The following is a 15097-nucleotide window of genomic DNA, read 5'->3' on the forward strand; positions in this document are numbered from 1 at the left end:
CAACTTCCTTTTGGCTTCGATGAGCTGAAGCAACTTGCTGACGAAAACATCATAACTCGTTGTTTACCAAGGAGTTTTCCGTTTCGACTGCGCCGGAAGTGGGGCGAATTATAGACAGATATAAATCGCCGTCAACCACTACTTTCATATTTCTGTCATATCGGTCAAAAAACCTTCAAAAACGCAAAAGCCGGCCCCAAGGGGCCGGCCTTCTGCTACAGCGCCTTACAAACTAGGAAAGGCAAACTGCGACGCTTCATGGCTGGCCCGTTGCGGCCAACGCTGAGTAATCGCCTTGCGACGGGTGTAGAAACGCACCCCATCCGGCCCATAGGCATGCAAGTCACCAAACAGCGAGCGCTTCCAGCCGCCAAAGCTGTGATACGCCACAGGCACCGGTAGTGGAACGTTGACACCGACCATACCCACCTCAATCTCGTCACAGAACAGCCGCGCAGCCTCACCGTCACGGGTAAAGATGCAGGTGCCGTTACCGTACTCATGATCGTTGATCAGCTGCATTGCCGCTTCCAGGCTATCAACTCGGACCACACACAACACCGGCCCGAAGATCTCTTCCTTATAGATGCGCATCTCAGGCGTCACGCGATCAAACAGGCTGCCGCCCAGGAAGAAGCCTTCTTCATGCCCGGTAACACTCAAACCGCGGCCGTCGACCACCAGCTCAGCGCCCGCCGCCACACCGTCTTCGATATAGCCGCTGACCTTATCGCGCGCCTGCCCCGTCACCAGCGGCCCCATGTCCAGGCCACAGGTTGTGCCCGCACCAATCTTCAGCGCCTTGATCTGCGGGACCAGCTTGGCGATCAATGCATCCGCCACCTGATCACCCACGCACACCGCCACCGAGATCGCCATGCAACGCTCACCGCAGGAACCATAGGCGGCACCCATCAGTGCGCTGACGGCGTTATCGAGGTCCGCATCCGGCATCAGCACGGCATGGTTCTTCGCCCCGCCCAGCGCCTGCACGCGTTTGCCGCGCTTGGTCGCCTCGGAATAGATGTACTCGGCAATCGGCGTCGAGCCCACGAAGCTCAATGCTTTCAATTCCGGCGCTTCGATCAACGCATCCACCGCGCCCTTGTCACCGTGCACCACGCTCAACACGCCTTTCGGCAGACCGGCTTCCTGCAGCAGTTGCGCAATCAACAGCGTCGAGCTTGGATCGCGCTCCGATGGTTTGAGGATGAAACAGTTACCGCAGACAATCGCCAGCGGGTACATCCACAGCGGCACCATCGCCGGGAAGTTGAACGGGGTAATGCCCGCCACCACGCCCAACGGCTGGAAATCCGACCAGGCATCAATGTTCGGGCCCACGTTGCGGCTGTACTCGCCCTTGAGAATCTCCGGCGCCGAGCACGCGTACTCCACGTTCTCGATGCCACGCTTGAGTTCACCGGCGGCGTCTTCCAGCGTCTTGCCGTGTTCTTCGCTGATCAATTGTGAGATACGCGCTTCGTTCTGCTCCAGCAATTGCTTGAAACGAAACATCACCTGGGCGCGCTTGGCCGCCGGGGTGTTGCGCCATGCCGGGAACGCCGCCTTGGCCGAATCAATCGCGCTTTGAATGGTTTCGCGACTGGCCAGCGGCACCTGGTGGATCACCTGGCCAGTCGACGGGTTGTACACATCGGCAGTGCGGCCGCTGTCGCTGACCATCTGGCCATTGATCAAATGCTGAATAACGCTCATGCAGGGCTCCTGAAAAGTTGTTCTATATAGAAGGAGAAATCAGTCGATTTTGTTCAGCACTTCGCCGACCGCGTCGAACAGACGATCCAGGTCCTGCGGCTTGCTGTTGAAGGTTGGCCCGAATTGCAGGGTGTCACCGCCAAAGCGCACGTAGAAACCGGCTTTCCACAAGGCCATGCCGGCCTCGAATGGACGCACGATGGCATCGCCATCACGCGGCGCAATCTGGATCGCACCGGCCAGGCCGTAGTTACGAATGTCGATCACGTTCTTGCTGCCCTTCAAGCCGTGCAGCGCATTCTCAAAGTGCGGAGCGACTTCGGCTACGCTCTGCACCAGGTTTTCCTTCTGCAATAAGTCCAATGCCGCCAGGCCAGCTGCGCACGCCACCGGATGTGCCGAGTAGGTGTAGCCGTGGGGGAATTCCACTGCGTACTCCGGCGTCGCCTGGTTCATGAAGGTCTGGTAGATCTCGCTGCTGGCAATCACGGCGCCCATCGGGATCGCGCCGTTGGTGACTTGCTTGGCGATACACATCAGGTCCGGGGTCACGCCGAAGCTGTCGGCGCCGAACATCGAGCCGGTACGGCCGAAACCGGTGATCACTTCGTCGAACACCAACAAGATGTTGTGTTGATCGCAGATTTCACGCAGGCGCTTGAGGTAACCCTGTGGCGGCACCAGCACGCCAGCCGAGCCGGCCATCGGTTCAACAAACACCGCCGCAATGTTGGAAGCGTCATGCAACTCGATCAGCTTGAGCAGCTCATCGGCCAAGGCGATACCGCCCAACTCCGGCATGCCACGGGAGAAGGCATTGCTGGCCAGCAGGGTATGCGGCAGGTGGTCAACATCCATCAATCCCTGACCAAAAATCTTACGGTTACCGTTCACACCGCCCAGGCTGGTACCGGCGATGTTTACGCCGTGGTAACCACGGGCACGGCCAATCATCTTGGTCTTGGTGGCCTGGCCTTTTAGACGCCAGTACGCGCGCACCATCTTCACCGCCGTATCGGCGCACTCGGAGCCGGAGTCGGTGAAGAACACATGGTTGAGGTTACCTGGGGTCAGGTCGGTGATCTTTTCCGCCAGTTGAAAGGACAACGGATGACCGTATTGGAAGCCTGGGGAGTAGTCCAGGGTGCCGAGTTGCTTGGCCACCGCTTCCTGGATCTCCTTGCGGGTGTGCCCGGCGCCGCAGGTCCACAGGCCCGACAACGAATCGTAGACCCGACGCCCCTTGTCATCGATCAACCAGCTACCTTCGGCGCCGACGATCAGGCGCGGGTCACGCTGGAAGTTTCGGTTGGCGGTGTAGGGCATCCAGTGGGCATCCAACTTGAGTTGGCTGGCCAGGGACGAAGGGGCGTTTTCGGGCATGTTCATCAGCAAAACCTCGCAGGGCAAAAGGCAGCGTCGGGATTGAAAAGCGTTCTTGCAGCTAAATTGCCACGGGGATAAAGTCGATGAAATTCAACTCTTCTAACCTTCAGTCAGGCCTTCACTAAACTATGAGCAGCCGTCGACCCGACCCACTGGCCCAAGTCAGCGACTTCGATATCCGCCTGCTGCGCATCTTTCGCAGCGTGGTCGAATGCGGCGGGTTCTCGGCGGCGGAGACTGTGCTCGGCATCGGCCGCTCGGCTATCAGCCAGCAGATGAGCGACCTGGAGCAGCGCCTCGGTTTACGGCTGTGCCAACGCGGCCGCGCCGGGTTCTCGCTGACCGAAGAAGGCCGCGAGGTCTACCAGTCGGCGCTGCAGCTACTGAGTGCGCTGGAAAGTTTTCGTACTGAGGTCAACGGCCTGCACCAACACCTGCGCGGTGAGCTGATCATCGGCCTCACCGACAACCTGGTCACCCTGCCCCACATGCGCATCACCCACGCCCTGGCACAATTGAAGGAACGCGGGCCGGACGTGCAGATCCAGATCCGCATGATCGCGCCCAACGAAGTCGAACAAGGCGTACTCGACGGCCGCCTGCATGTGGGCGTGGTGCCCCAGGCCAGCGCTCTGTCGGGGCTCGAATACCAGCCGCTGTACAGCGAACGCTCGCTGCTCTACTGCGCGGTTGGCCACCCCCTGTTCTACGCCGACGACAAGCAATTGGGCGACGAGCGCATCAACAGCCAGGACGCCATCGCCCCGACCTTCCGCCTGCCCGCCGAGATCCAGGCCCATTACCAGGCGCTCAACTGCACCGCCAGTGCCTCGGACCGCGAAGGCATGGCTTTCCTGATCCTTACCGGGCGTTATATCGGCTACCTGCCCGACCACTACGCCAGTCTGTGGGTGCAACAAGGCCGACTTCGCGCGCTGAAATCGGCTACGCGTTTTTACGATTTAAGCCTGGCATCGGTCACGCGCAAAGGTCGCCGCCCCCATTTGGTGCTGGAAAGTTTCCTGGAAAGTCTGGCCGCAACGCGCTAACTCGGGCCTCACGCAAAAAGCTGAGCAACTGGACAGCTTTTTGCAAGGGTGCAAGGACCTTGAACCGTCCGCCTCGAGTTAACTCGCCATGCCACCAGAATCCACCAGCCCCAGCGACCTGATCTACGGCCTCAACGACCGGCCCAAACCCGCAGCCGCGTTATTGGCTGCCCTGCAGCATGTGCTGGCGGCCTTCGTCGGCATCATCACCCCGCCGCTGATTATCGGCTCCACCCTCGGCCTGACCGCCCACCTGCCCTACCTCATCAGCATGGCGTTGATGGTGTCCGGCGTAGGAACCTTCATCCAGGCACGCAGGCCGTTTGGCATCGGCGCCGGCATGATCTGCCTGCAAGGCACCAGCTTTGCGTTTCTTGGCGCGGTGTTGTCGGCGGGGTTCCTGGTCAAGCAACGTGGCGGCAGCCCGGAAGACATCCTGGCGATGATCTTCGGCGTGTGCTTTTTCGGTGCCGCGGTGCAAATCGTGCTGAGCCGCTTTATCGGGCAATTGCGCCGGGTCATCACACCGCTGGTGACCGGCATTGTGATCACGCTGATCGGCATCAGCCTGATCAAAGTCGGCATCACTGACCTCGGCGGCGGCTTCAATGCGCCGGACTTCGGCGCGCCCACCAACCTGGCGCTGGGCCTGTTCGTGGTGCTGACAATCATCCTGCTCAACCGCTCGAACACCCCATGGGTGCGCCTGTCGGCAATCATTATCGGCCTGGCCGTCGGCAGTGTAGCGGCGTGGTTCAGCGGCAAGCTGGTGCCCCAGGCCCTGCCCGACCTGCCTCTAGTCAGCCTGCCGATCCCGTTCCGCTTCGGTTTCAACTTCGACTGGAGTGCTTTCCTACCCGTCGCGCTGATTTATCTGATCAGCAGCATCGAGACCGTAGGTGACCTGACCGCCAACTGCATGATCGCGCGCCAACCCATCAGCGGCCCTTCTTATATAAGCCGACTCAAGGGCGGCGTACTCGGCGATGGCGTGAGCTGCATGATTGCCGCCACCTTCAGCGCCTTCCCCAACACCACGTTCGCGCAGAACAACGGTGTGATCCAGCTCACCGGCGTGGCCAGCCGTTACGTGGGCTTATATATCGGCGTGGTGTTGTTCTGTCTCGGTTTGTTTCCGCTGATTGGCGCCGTGCTGCAGCAAATCCCCAAACCGGTGTTGGGCGGTGCGACCCTGGTGATGTTCGGCAGTGTGGCCGCCGCCGGCGTGCGTATCCTCGCCCAGGCGCCGCTGGACCGCCGCAGCATGCTGATTATTGCCACCTCGTTCGGCGTCGGCCTGGGCATCGCCGCCCAACCGAACCTGCTGCACTTGATGCCCACCCTGGTGCAAAACCTGTTCGACTCGGCCATCACCAGCGGCGGGCTTACGGCCATTGTGTTGTGTCTGTTGTTGCCGGAAGCCAAAATGACCTCGGCTGCCGCAAACCGCACGTCGGAAAACGACAGCCTGGAATCGCTTTGACGGTTTTATTGCATCGGGACTTGTCTGGGGCTTGAGGGTGGGTTATCTGTGCACACGTCGCCATCATCGATCAGCACGGAAACCTCCATGAGCCTCGAAGTTCCTGCCCACAGCAACCCCGCCGGTAAACCTGCCAGCCGCATTCGGCAAAAGAACGAACAAGCGATTCTCCAGGCGGCTGAGGATGAGTTCGCGCGCCATGGCTACAAAGGCACCAGCATGAACACCATCGCGGCCAGTGCCGGGCTGCCGAAGGCGAACCTGCACTACTACTTCACCAACAAGCTGGGCCTGTACATCGCAGTGCTCAGCAATATCCTGGAATTGTGGGACAGCACCTTCAACGCCCTGACCGCCGACGACGACCCCGCTGTAGCGCTGACCCGCTACATTCGCACCAAGATGGAGTTTTCCCGGCGCCAGCCCCAGGCCTCGCGCATCTTCGCCATGGAGATCATCAGCGGCGGTGAATGCCTTACCGAATATTTCAGCCAGGACTACCGCGCCTGGTTCAGCGGCCGTGCCGCGGTTTTCCAGGCCTGGATGGATGCGGGCAAGATGGACCCCATCGACCCGGTACACCTGATCTTCCTGCTGTGGGGCAGTACCCAGCACTATGCCGACTTCGCCACCCAGATCTGCCGCGTCACCGGTCGCACCAAGCTGACCAAGCAGGACATGGAAGACGCCGGCACCAACCTGATCCACATCATTCTCAAGGGCTGCGGCATCAAGCCAGCCTACTGAAGACGGGACTTATGCCTTTCACGCTCACCGGTCTTTGCGAGTTTCGCGAAGAAATACGCAAAAGCCGCTTTATCACCCTCGCCGCACCGATCACCAGCGCGCAGGATGCCCAGGCGTTTTTCGAGCAACACAGTGATTTGAACGCCACGCACAACTGCTGGGCCTGGAAACTGGCCGATCAATACCGCAGCAATGACGACGGCGAACCTGGCGGCACCGCTGGCCGACCGATCCTGGCGGCCATCGAGGCGCAGGGGTTTGATCAAGTCGCGGTGCTGGTGATTCGCTGGTACGGCGGCATCCAACTGGGCACCGGCGGCCTCGCCCGTGCCTACGGCGGCGGCGCCAACAAATGCCTGCAGACTGCCGAACGCATCGAATTGATCAGCCGTGTGCCCTTGAGTTGCGCCTGCGGGTTTTCCGAATTGAACCTGGTCAAGCTGCGCGTTGCCGAACTCGGTGGGCTGGTGGTGGAAGAATCCTTCACCGCCAACGGCGTCGAGCTACAACTCGCCCTGGGCGAAGCGCACATCGACACCCTGCAAATTCAACTCGCCGACCTCAGCCGTGGGCGTATCCTGCTACAACGTTGAACTCCCTGAACCGCGACTCCAAAGGAAGCTTTTCATGTCTACGCCAAAAACCGCACTGATCATCGGCGCCTCGCGCGGCCTGGGCCTTGGCCTGGTCAAACAATTGCTCGAGGACGGCTGGGACGTGACCGCCACCGTGCGTGACCCCAGCAAAGCCGATGCCTTGAAAGCCGTGGGCCCGGTGCAGATCGAGAAGCTCGACATGGACGATCAGCAAGCCGTGATCGCCCTGAACCAGCGCCTCAAGGACCGCACCTTCGACCTGCTGTTCGTCAACGCCGGCGTCAAGGGCCCGGCCAACCAGGAGCCTGGCCACGCCACCCTGGCGGAAGTCGGCCAACTGTTCTTCACCAACGCCGTAGCGCCGATCAACCTGGCCCAGCGTTTTGTCGGGCAGATCCGCAAGGACAGCGGCGTGCTGGCCTTCATGAGTTCGGTGCTGGGCAGCGTGACCATCCCCGACGGCTCCGACCTGGCGTTATACAAGGCGAGCAAGGCCGCACTCAACTCGATGACCAACAGCTTTATTACCCAACTGGGTGATCACAAGTTGACCGTGCTGTCGCTGCACCCGGGCTGGGTGAAAACCGATATGGGCGGCGAAAACGCGCATATCGATGTAGACACCAGCGTGCGCGGCCTGGTGGACCAGGTGAATGCCTACACCGGCAAGGGCGGCCATCACTTTGTGGACTACAAGGGCGACACCATCGCCTGGTAAATGCTGCTGATCAAAATGTGGGAGGGGGCAAGCCCCCTCCCACACTGATCGCGTCAATTCCCCTACCGTAGACTAGCTCTCGGACTACACGTAATCTAACGCCCTCGCCCTCCCCGGCGACCCTGGATCAGCAGACAGGGCAACACTGAGCTGGCAAACCTGAACCCATCATTCAGAGGAGCCGGCCAATGCCTGCGACCCGTATCTGGTTAAAAAACCCCCTCGCGATTTTCACTGCCAATGGCCTCGACGCCCGTGGCGGCCTGGTACTGCAAGACGGTGTGATCACCGAAGTGCTGGGCTGGGGCCGCGAACCTGCCGTGCCCTGTGCACAGGTGTTCGATGCCCGCGAGCATGTGATCCTGCCCGGGCTGATCAACACCCACCATCACTTCTACCAAACCCTGACCCGCGCCTGGGCGCCAGTGGTCAATCAGCCGTTGTTTCCGTGGCTGAAAACCCTGTACCCGGTATGGGCGCGGCTGACCCCGGAAAAACTCGCCCTGGCGACGAAAGTCGCGCTCGCCGAGTTGCTCTTGTCGGGCTGCACCACGGCGGCCGATCACCATTACCTGTTCCCCGACGGCCTGGAAAACGCCATCGATGTGCAGGTAGAAAGCGTGCGCGAATTGGGCATGCGCGCCATGCTCACCCGCGGCTCCATGAGCCTTGGCGAAGCCGACGGTGGCCTGCCGCCGCAGCAGACAGTGCAAGAGGGCCAGGTGATCCTCGACGACAGCCAGCGCCTGATCCGCGCATACCACGAGCGCGGCGACGGCGCGCAGATCCAGATCGCCCTGGCGCCCTGCTCGCCGTTCTCAGTCACGCCGCAAATCATGCGCGCCAGCGCCGAACTGGCTAATCAACTCGACGTGCGCCTACACACCCACCTGGCGGAAACCCTCGACGAAGAAGACTTCTGCCTGCAACGCTTCGGCCTGCGCACCGTGGATTACCTCGACAGCGTCGGCTGGCTCGGCCCGCGCACCTGGCTGGCCCACGGCATTCACTTCAACCCGGACGAGATCGCACGCCTTGGCGCGGCCGGCACCGGCATCTGCCATTGCCCAAGCTCGAATATGCGCCTGGCCTCCGGCATCTGCCCGACCCTGGATCTGCTCGCCGCCGGCGCGCCCATCGGCCTGGGCGTAGACGGTTCGGCCTCCAACGATGCGTCGAACATGATTCTCGAAGCGCGCCAGGCCCTGTATATCCAGCGCCTGCGCTACGGCGCGGAAAAGATCACCCCAGAAGGCGTGCTGGGCTGGGCCACCAAAGGCTCGGCGCAGTTGCTGGGGCGTACGGATATCGGCGAATTGGCCGTAGGCAAACAGGCTGACCTGGCGCTGTTCAAACTCGATGAGCTGCGCTTCTCCGGCAGCCATGATCCGATTTCGGCGCTGCTGCTGTGCGGCGCAGATCGGGCGGATCGGGTGATGGTTGGCGGCGAGTGGCGGGTTATTGATGGGCAGGTGGAAGGCCTGGACCTCAAAGGCTTAATCGCTGATCACAGCCAAGCAGCAAGGCAGTTGATCGCAGGAACTTGAGCCAAACATTGATCAAAATGTGGGAGGGGGCAAGCCCCCTCCCACATTTGCCCTGCTGCGGCCTTACAACCCCAATAGCGACAACATGATAAATGTCGCAAACAACACAAAATGCGTCATCCCTTCGATGGCATTGGTTTCACCATCGTTAAGGTTGATCGCACTGACAATCAACGTGATAAACACCATCACGGTCTGCACCGGCGTCATCGCCATCTGGAACGGCTGGCCAGTGTAGAGCGCCATGGCTTCCATCACTGGCACGGTCAAAATCACTGTCGACAGCGACGCGCCCAGTGCAATGTTGACCACCGACTGCATGCGGTTGGCCAGCGCCGCGCGCAACGCGGTCAGGATCTCCGGCGCCGCCGAAATGGCCGCAACCACAATCGCGGTGATCACCGGCGGTGCGCCTGTGCCTTCCAGGCCCAAGTCCAAGGTCTTGGACATCACCTCGGCCAGCGCGCCAATCACAATCACGCCAAACACCAGGGTGCCGATGGAGAACGCCAGGTTCACCGGCGGCGCCTGCTCTTCTTCCGGCAGTTTCTTGCGGCGTTTTTCCGGGTAGCTGTAGCTGAAAAAGTAACTGTGCGGCCCCACCTGCATACGCAGGAACAAGGTGTAGAGCACCACCATCGCGCCGATGGTGAAGGCCGAGTAAATTTTCCAGTCGGCCTCGGGGATGAATTCCGGCACCACCATGGAAACGCCCATGGCGGTGAGGATCATCACGCTGTAGGTGCGCGCCGAGTCATCGTTGTAGGACTGTTCACCATGCTTGATGCCGCCCATCAGCGCGGCCAGGCCGAGGATGCCGTTGATATCGAGCATTACCGCCGAGTAGATCGTGTCGCGCACCAGGGTTGGCGACGGCTCATTGCTCATCATGATCGCCAGGATCACCACCTCCACCAGCACGGCGGCGAGGGTCAGGATCATGGTGCCGTAGGGGTCGCCGACTTTTTCCGCGAGTTGCTCGGCGTGGTGCGCCACGCGCATCGACGCCACCACGATAAAGCCGATCAGCACCACGCCGGCCAGCAGCGCCACCATTTGCCCGCTGTGGAGCATCCAGTGCTCCAGCGGGTAGGCGGCGATGGCGGCAATCAGCGCCAGTAGCATGAATTTTTCTTGCTTGAGGGATGTGAACATTCCGGGCCTTATCAAACAGCGAATCGGTCATTGATGGGGTACAGACTACGGCACGCTGCTAACGTTTCGTTACACCTTAGTTCACGCCGCCCTTGCGCGAATTAAACCAATACTCTCCTGCCGGTCAGGTTTTGCCGATTATTTCAGCCATGACCTGTAGAATGCCGCCATTGCACCTGATGAGATTTTAAAAATGTACGATTGGCTCAACGCCCTGCCCAAGGCTGAACTGCACCTGCACCTGGAAGGTTCGCTGGAGCCCGAGTTGCTGTTCGCCCTGGCCGAACGCAACAAGATTGCGCTGCCGTGGAACGACGTCGAAACCCTGCGCAAGGCCTACGCCTTCAACAACCTGCAGGAGTTTCTCGACCTGTATTACAAGGGCGCCGATGTGCTGCGCACCTCCCAGGATTTCTACGACCTGACCTGGGCGTACCTGCTGCGCTGCAAAGAGCAGAACGTGATCCACACCGAGCCGTTCTTCGACCCGCAGACCCACACCGACCGTGGCATCCCGTTCGAAGTGGTGCTCAACGGCATCGCCGCTGCACTCAAGGATGGCGAGCAGCAACTGGGCATCACCAGCGGTTTGATCCTCAGCTTCCTGCGCCACCTCAGTGAAGACGAAGCGCAGAAAACCCTCGACCAGGCGCTGCCGTTCCGTGACGCGTTCGTGGCCGTGGGCCTGGACAGTTCGGAAATGGGTCACCCGCCGAGCAAGTTCCAGCGCGTGTTCGACCGTGCTCGCCACGAAGGCTTCCTCACCGTGGCCCATGCCGGCGAAGAAGGCCCGCCCGAATACATCTGGGAAGCCATCGACCTGCTGAAAATCCAGCGTATCGACCACGGCGTGCGTGCCATCGAAGACGAGCGCCTGATGCAGCGCATCATCGACGAGCAGATCCCGTTGACCGTGTGCCCGTTGTCCAACACCAAGCTGTGTGTGTTCGACGACATGGCCCAGCACAACATCCTCGACATGCTCGAACGTGGCGTAAAGGTGACAGTGAACTCGGATGACCCGGCGTACTTCGGCGGTTATGTCACCGAAAACTTCCACGCGCTGTACACCAGCCTGGGCATGACCCAGGACCAGGCCAAACGCCTGGCGCAGAACAGCCTGGATGCGCGATTGGTGAAGCCTTAGGTCACAACGGTCTCAGGGCCGTTCGGGAGCAGCCAGCCGGTTGATTTCGGATAGCCCTGTGCTGCTGACCAGCAAGGCACGCGACTCGTTGATCGCGCTGATCCAGTTCGACTGCAAAAACAGGCGTAACAACCCCGCCCCCAACGCGCCACCCAGGTGCGGCTGCTGCTGGCTCCAGTCAAAACAATCGCACACCAGCGGCGACGTCAGCGCCTGGGTATAAATGCCCAGCGCGGCCAGGCGCTGGGTGCCCTTGAGCGTGACGTCGGTACGCTGCTCATGACGATCGATCCACCCCGCGTGCACCATGCGCTGATACAACTGCGCCGCCAACTCCCCACCCAGATGCCCATTGCACCATCGGGCACGGCGCAGCAACGGCGGGGCTGCCAGGGCCGGCGGTAAAGCATCCGGCGCGCTGCGGGCCGCGCTGGCCATGGTGCTGGTGGCCAAGGCATCGACGGCGCAACTGACATCGGCGGCTGCCACGCGAAACAGCCGGCCGCCGCGACGCGTCTCCACCCGTAACAAGCCGCCTGCGGTCAAGCGTGCCAGGTGCGCATTCGCCGAAGCCGGTGACAACCCGGCGAGCGTCGCCAGTTCTTGCGATGACTTTGCCGAGCCGTCCATCAGCGCCCAGAGCATGGCGATGCGTTTGGGCTCGGCGAGCAAGCTGGCGATTTGACTGATGCAAGGTGCTGCTTCCATGTATCCACTCCCTGTTTGATCATTTTTCTGCTGCGGTTGGCGCCCAAGTATAGGGGCGCAAAGCGCCGGTTCCGCGCCGTCTGACAGCGCAGGCAGGGACAGGATCTGAGTGAAATTTCCTGCTTTTATGGAGGCAGTTACGTCACGCTTGAACGCTCCGGCAATTGAGCCGTCAATGTCTTACAGCGTGACACGAGCATTTCCCGCAGCAAGTTGATCGGTTTACTCAGTTGCGCGCGATGGGCACACAACAGATTCAGCGGCGTGCGCTCGCCCCGCAGCTCCGGCAGGATCAAACGCAGGCGCCCGGCCAGCACGTCGGTGCTCACGTCCAGCCAGGACTTGTAGGCAATGCCCACGCCCGCCACTGCCCAGCGGCGCACCACGTCGGCGTCGTCGCTGAAGCGGTCGCCGCTGACCGTCAGGCTGACTTCGCGTTTACCGTCATGGAAACTCCAATGGTCGTGCACCCGGCTGCCGAGCATGTACAGCAGGCAATTGTGCTGGGCCAGTTGCTCCAGGTGCCGGGGCTCGCCGTGGCGCGCGAGGTAGCTCGGCGCGGCACACAGCACGCGCACATTCTGCGGCGCAACCGGCAACGCGATCAGGCTGGAATCTTCCGGCTCGCCGTAGCGCAGGGCAATGTCCACCGGTTGGCGGAACAGGTCGGCAATCCGGTCGCCCAACAACAGGCGCACGGTGAGTTGCGGGTACTCGCGCTGGAACTCATCGAGCCACGGCAGCAACTGGTTACGGCCAAAATCCGAGGGGGCCGACAGCTGCAGCACGCCGCTGACATGGTCCTGACCGCTGGCCAACAAGCGCCGGCCCTCGTCCAGCGAACTCAACGCCGCCCGCGCGTATTCGAGGAAGCCTTCGCCCTCCGCCGTGAGGCGCAGGCTGCGGGTGGAACGGGCCAACAGGCGTGTGCCGAGCTGTTGTTCGATGCGCTTCAATGCCGCGCTGGCGACCGCCGGCGAGAGGTCCATGACCCGCGCGGCGGCCGACAGGCTGCCCAGGTCGGCCGCGCGTACAAACAACTGCAAATCATCGAAACGCAGCATTTAACCCACCCATTATCAAAATATTGTTGAAACAGACTGCTGTTTTAGCGGCTTTTATCTTCGCGGGAAATAGCCAATGATCTGCCCATCCCGTTCATCACGTGTCTGGAGTTGAATATGTCCACCGCCTTTAACGTCATCGCCACGCTGATCGCCAAACCCGGCCAACAGGCCACCCTCGAAACCCTGCTGCGCGGCCTGCTGGAACCCACTCGCCTGGAAGCTGGTTGCGAGCAATACGACCTGCACCAGGACCTGCAACACCCCGAGACCTTCTACATGCTCGAGCGCTGGGCCGATGACGCCGCCCTCGCCGACCACGACCAGAGCGCGCATATCCAGAGTTTCCGCGCCAAGGCCGCCGATGTGCTCGAACACTTCGAACTCAAGCGCCTGAAGTTTCTCGCCTGATCACCGCCCACTTTTCCGGAGTCCCCATGAAAGCCATTGCCTACTACGCCTCGCTGCCGATCACCGATCCAAACTCCCTGCAAGACATCGAACTGCCCGCGCCGGTCGCCGGCCCTCGCGACCTGCTGGTGGAAGTCAAAGCCATCTCGGTCAACCCGGTGGACACCAAGGTGCGCCAGAACGTCGCCCCGGAAAATGGCGCCGCCAAGGTGCTGGGCTGGGACGTCGCCGGCGTGGTCAAGGCCGTCGGCAGCGAAGTGACGCTGTTCAAGGCCGGCGACAAGGTGTTCTACGCCGGCTCCCTGGTACGCCCCGGCGGCAACAGCGAGTTGCACACGGTGGACGAGCGCATCGTCGGCCATATGCCCAAGAGCCTGGGTTTTGCCGAAGCGGCCGCTTTGCCGCTGACCGCCATCACCGCCTGGGAGCTGCTGTTCGAGCGCCTGCAAGTGCGTGAAGGTAAAGAGGATCAAGGCCAGAGCCTGCTGATCGTCGGCGCCGCCGGCGGTGTGGGGTCGATCCTGACCCAGTTGGCCAGCCAGCTCACCGCGCTGAACGTGATCGGCACCGCCTCACGCCCGGAAACCAAAGAGTGGGCCAAGGCGCTGGGCGCCGACCTGGTGATCGACCATAGCCAGCCGCTGAGTGAAGAACTCAAACGCGCCGGTATTGCCCACGTGACCCACGTCGCCAGCCTGACCCAGACCGACGTGCACTTGGATCAACTGGTGGAAGCTCTGCAACCCCAGGGCAAGCTCGCACTGATCGACGACCCCAAGTCGCTGGACGTGAGCAAGCTCAAGCGCAAGAGCCTGTCGCTGCATTGGGAGTTCATGTACACGCGCTCGATGTTCGAGACGCCGGACATGATCGAACAGCACAACCTGCTCAACCGCGTCGCCGAACTGATCGACGCCGGCACCTTGAAAACCACGGTGGGCGAGCACTTCGGTGTGATCAACGCCGAGAACCTGCGCCGCGCCCACACGCTGCTGGAAAGCGGCAAGGCCAAGGGGAAGATCGTGCTGGAAGGGTTCTAAAAGAGGTCTGTCAGCGTCGTCCATTATTCCTGTGGGTAATGGACGACACCGCTAGTCAGAGAGTTGATCTTTGTCATATTTGCGCGCGTATTCAGGTTTATATTGGCCGCCTTTGCCACGATTCTTTTACGTGAGGAAGTCAGCAATGAAGATCCTGATAAAAGCGTTAGCAAAATCCCAGTGGGAAGTTCGCCTGGATCAAAAGGCCATAACTTTCCACACTGAGGCCGAGGCCCGCGCCTTCGTCGCTACCCTTCAAGCGCGCATTCAGGCGCCGCACCGTTTTCCAGTCAGCCAGCAACACTCCGCTGCTGGCTGATCCGCACG

At 61.2% G+C, this 15097-nt stretch carries 15 protein-coding genes; 10 read left to right on the plus strand and 5 right to left on the minus strand.

The genetic code is table 11. From position 1 onward, the window contains the following. Positions 1-225: 225 nt before the first annotated feature. Both AC0IYH_RS19120 and aptA read right to left on the minus strand, forming a co-directional pair. Complete coding sequence (locus tag AC0IYH_RS19120; RefSeq protein WP_471835728.1) at positions 226-1719, minus strand: CoA-acylating methylmalonate-semialdehyde dehydrogenase; 1494 nt, start codon at positions 1717-1719, stop codon at positions 226-228. A gap of 39 nt (positions 1720-1758) precedes the next feature. Continuing rightward, positions 1759-3108: an omega-aminotransferase AptA gene (gene aptA, locus AC0IYH_RS19125; RefSeq protein ID WP_116627208.1), complete on the minus strand. Its 1350-nt coding sequence runs from the start codon at positions 3106-3108 to the stop codon at positions 1759-1761. Between the two features lie 125 nt (positions 3109-3233). Here aptA and AC0IYH_RS19130 point away from each other — a divergent pair, with 125 nt between their 5' ends. The 6 genes from AC0IYH_RS19130 to AC0IYH_RS19155 all read left to right on the plus strand — a co-directional run bounded on the left by AC0IYH_RS19130 (position 3234) and on the right by AC0IYH_RS19155 (position 9245). Then, positions 3234-4154, plus strand: coding sequence for a LysR family transcriptional regulator (locus AC0IYH_RS19130; RefSeq protein ID WP_116627209.1), 921 nt, complete (start codon positions 3234-3236; stop codon positions 4152-4154). 88 nt (positions 4155-4242) lie between these two features. After that, complete coding sequence (locus AC0IYH_RS19135) at positions 4243-5637, plus strand: nucleobase:cation symporter-2 family protein (protein WP_122774720.1); 1395 nt, start codon at positions 4243-4245, stop codon at positions 5635-5637. Between the two features lie 87 nt (positions 5638-5724). Continuing rightward, positions 5725-6384, plus strand: coding sequence for a TetR/AcrR family transcriptional regulator (locus AC0IYH_RS19140; protein WP_122774721.1), 660 nt, complete (start codon positions 5725-5727; stop codon positions 6382-6384). Positions 6385-6395: 11 nt separating this feature from the next. Next, the gene (locus AC0IYH_RS19145; protein ID WP_116627212.1) at positions 6396-6977 is read left to right on the plus strand and encodes an IMPACT family protein; all 582 of its coding nucleotides are present in this window, start codon (positions 6396-6398) and stop codon (positions 6975-6977) included. Positions 6978-7011: 34 nt separating this feature from the next. Beyond that, positions 7012-7698, plus strand: a complete 687-nt coding sequence (locus AC0IYH_RS19150; protein WP_116627213.1) for an SDR family oxidoreductase — start codon at positions 7012-7014, stop codon at positions 7696-7698. A gap of 188 nt (positions 7699-7886) precedes the next feature. After that, entirely contained in the window at positions 7887-9245 is a 1359-nt protein-coding gene (locus AC0IYH_RS19155; RefSeq protein WP_122774723.1) for an 8-oxoguanine deaminase, read from the plus strand. A 63-nt stretch (positions 9246-9308) separates the two neighbouring features. Here the strand turns inward: AC0IYH_RS19155 and AC0IYH_RS19160 are convergent, their stop codons facing one another. Continuing rightward, positions 9309-10400, minus strand: coding sequence for a calcium:cation antiporter (locus tag AC0IYH_RS19160; protein ID WP_116627215.1), 1092 nt, complete (start codon positions 10398-10400; stop codon positions 9309-9311). Between the two features lie 193 nt (positions 10401-10593). On the opposite strand from AC0IYH_RS19160, the gene AC0IYH_RS19165 reads away from it, so the two are divergent. Next, positions 10594-11547: an adenosine deaminase gene (locus tag AC0IYH_RS19165; RefSeq protein WP_116627216.1), complete on the plus strand. Its 954-nt coding sequence runs from the start codon at positions 10594-10596 to the stop codon at positions 11545-11547. A gap of 12 nt (positions 11548-11559) precedes the next feature. Here AC0IYH_RS19165 and AC0IYH_RS19170 read toward each other — a convergent pair whose 3' ends face one another. Further along, a complete protein-coding gene (locus tag AC0IYH_RS19170) occupies positions 11560-12255 on the minus strand; it encodes an ArsR/SmtB family transcription factor (RefSeq protein WP_471835733.1) in 696 nt (231 codons plus the stop codon). 137 nt (positions 12256-12392) lie between these two features. After that, a complete protein-coding gene (locus AC0IYH_RS19175) occupies positions 12393-13319 on the minus strand; it encodes a LysR family transcriptional regulator (protein ID WP_116627218.1) in 927 nt (308 codons plus the stop codon). 117 nt (positions 13320-13436) lie between these two features. Between AC0IYH_RS19175 and AC0IYH_RS19180 the strand changes: the two genes are divergently transcribed. The 3 genes from AC0IYH_RS19180 to AC0IYH_RS19190 all read left to right on the plus strand — a co-directional run bounded on the left by AC0IYH_RS19180 (position 13437) and on the right by AC0IYH_RS19190 (position 15089). Further along, complete coding sequence (locus AC0IYH_RS19180) at positions 13437-13730, plus strand: putative quinol monooxygenase (protein ID WP_116627219.1); 294 nt, start codon at positions 13437-13439, stop codon at positions 13728-13730. Positions 13731-13756: 26 nt separating this feature from the next. After that, positions 13757-14770: a zinc-binding alcohol dehydrogenase family protein gene (locus tag AC0IYH_RS19185; protein ID WP_471835735.1), complete on the plus strand. Its 1014-nt coding sequence runs from the start codon at positions 13757-13759 to the stop codon at positions 14768-14770. 145 nt (positions 14771-14915) lie between these two features. Further along, entirely contained in the window at positions 14916-15089 is a 174-nt protein-coding gene (locus AC0IYH_RS19190; protein WP_163821521.1) for an ATP-binding cassette domain-containing protein, read from the plus strand. Positions 15090-15097: the final 8 nt, after the last annotated feature.

The sequence above is a fragment of the Pseudomonas sp. AC463 genome (genome assembly GCF_979253585.1).

Bases quoted from the DNA above. Each gene is read 5' to 3' on its own strand.
- AC0IYH_RS19135 (WP_122774720.1), top strand. From the start codon at position 4,243: ATGCCACCAGAATCCACCAGCCCCAGCGACCTGATCTACGGCCTCAAC.
- AC0IYH_RS19190 (WP_163821521.1), top strand. From the start codon at position 14,916: ATGAAGATCCTGATAAAAGCGTTAGCAAAATCCCAGTGGGAAGTTCGC.
- aptA (WP_116627208.1), bottom strand. From the start codon at position 3,108: ATGAACATGCCCGAAAACGCCCCTTCGTCCCTGGCCAGCCAACTCAAG.
- AC0IYH_RS19145 (WP_116627212.1), top strand. From the start codon at position 6,396: ATGCCTTTCACGCTCACCGGTCTTTGCGAGTTTCGCGAAGAAATACGC.
- AC0IYH_RS19120 (WP_471835728.1), bottom strand. From the start codon at position 1,719: ATGAGCGTTATTCAGCATTTGATCAATGGCCAGATGGTCAGCGACAGC.
- AC0IYH_RS19160 (WP_116627215.1), bottom strand. From the start codon at position 10,400: ATGTTCACATCCCTCAAGCAAGAAAAATTCATGCTACTGGCGCTGATT.
- AC0IYH_RS19150 (WP_116627213.1), top strand. From the start codon at position 7,012: ATGTCTACGCCAAAAACCGCACTGATCATCGGCGCCTCGCGCGGCCTG.
- AC0IYH_RS19170 (WP_471835733.1), bottom strand. From the start codon at position 12,255: ATGGAAGCAGCACCTTGCATCAGTCAAATCGCCAGCTTGCTCGCCGAG.
- AC0IYH_RS19140 (WP_122774721.1), top strand. From the start codon at position 5,725: ATGAGCCTCGAAGTTCCTGCCCACAGCAACCCCGCCGGTAAACCTGCC.
- AC0IYH_RS19175 (WP_116627218.1), bottom strand. From the start codon at position 13,319: ATGCTGCGTTTCGATGATTTGCAGTTGTTTGTACGCGCGGCCGACCTG.
- AC0IYH_RS19180 (WP_116627219.1), top strand. From the start codon at position 13,437: ATGTCCACCGCCTTTAACGTCATCGCCACGCTGATCGCCAAACCCGGC.
- AC0IYH_RS19155 (WP_122774723.1), top strand. From the start codon at position 7,887: ATGCCTGCGACCCGTATCTGGTTAAAAAACCCCCTCGCGATTTTCACT.
- AC0IYH_RS19165 (WP_116627216.1), top strand. From the start codon at position 10,594: ATGTACGATTGGCTCAACGCCCTGCCCAAGGCTGAACTGCACCTGCAC.
- AC0IYH_RS19130 (WP_116627209.1), top strand. From the start codon at position 3,234: ATGAGCAGCCGTCGACCCGACCCACTGGCCCAAGTCAGCGACTTCGAT.
- AC0IYH_RS19185 (WP_471835735.1), top strand. From the start codon at position 13,757: ATGAAAGCCATTGCCTACTACGCCTCGCTGCCGATCACCGATCCAAAC.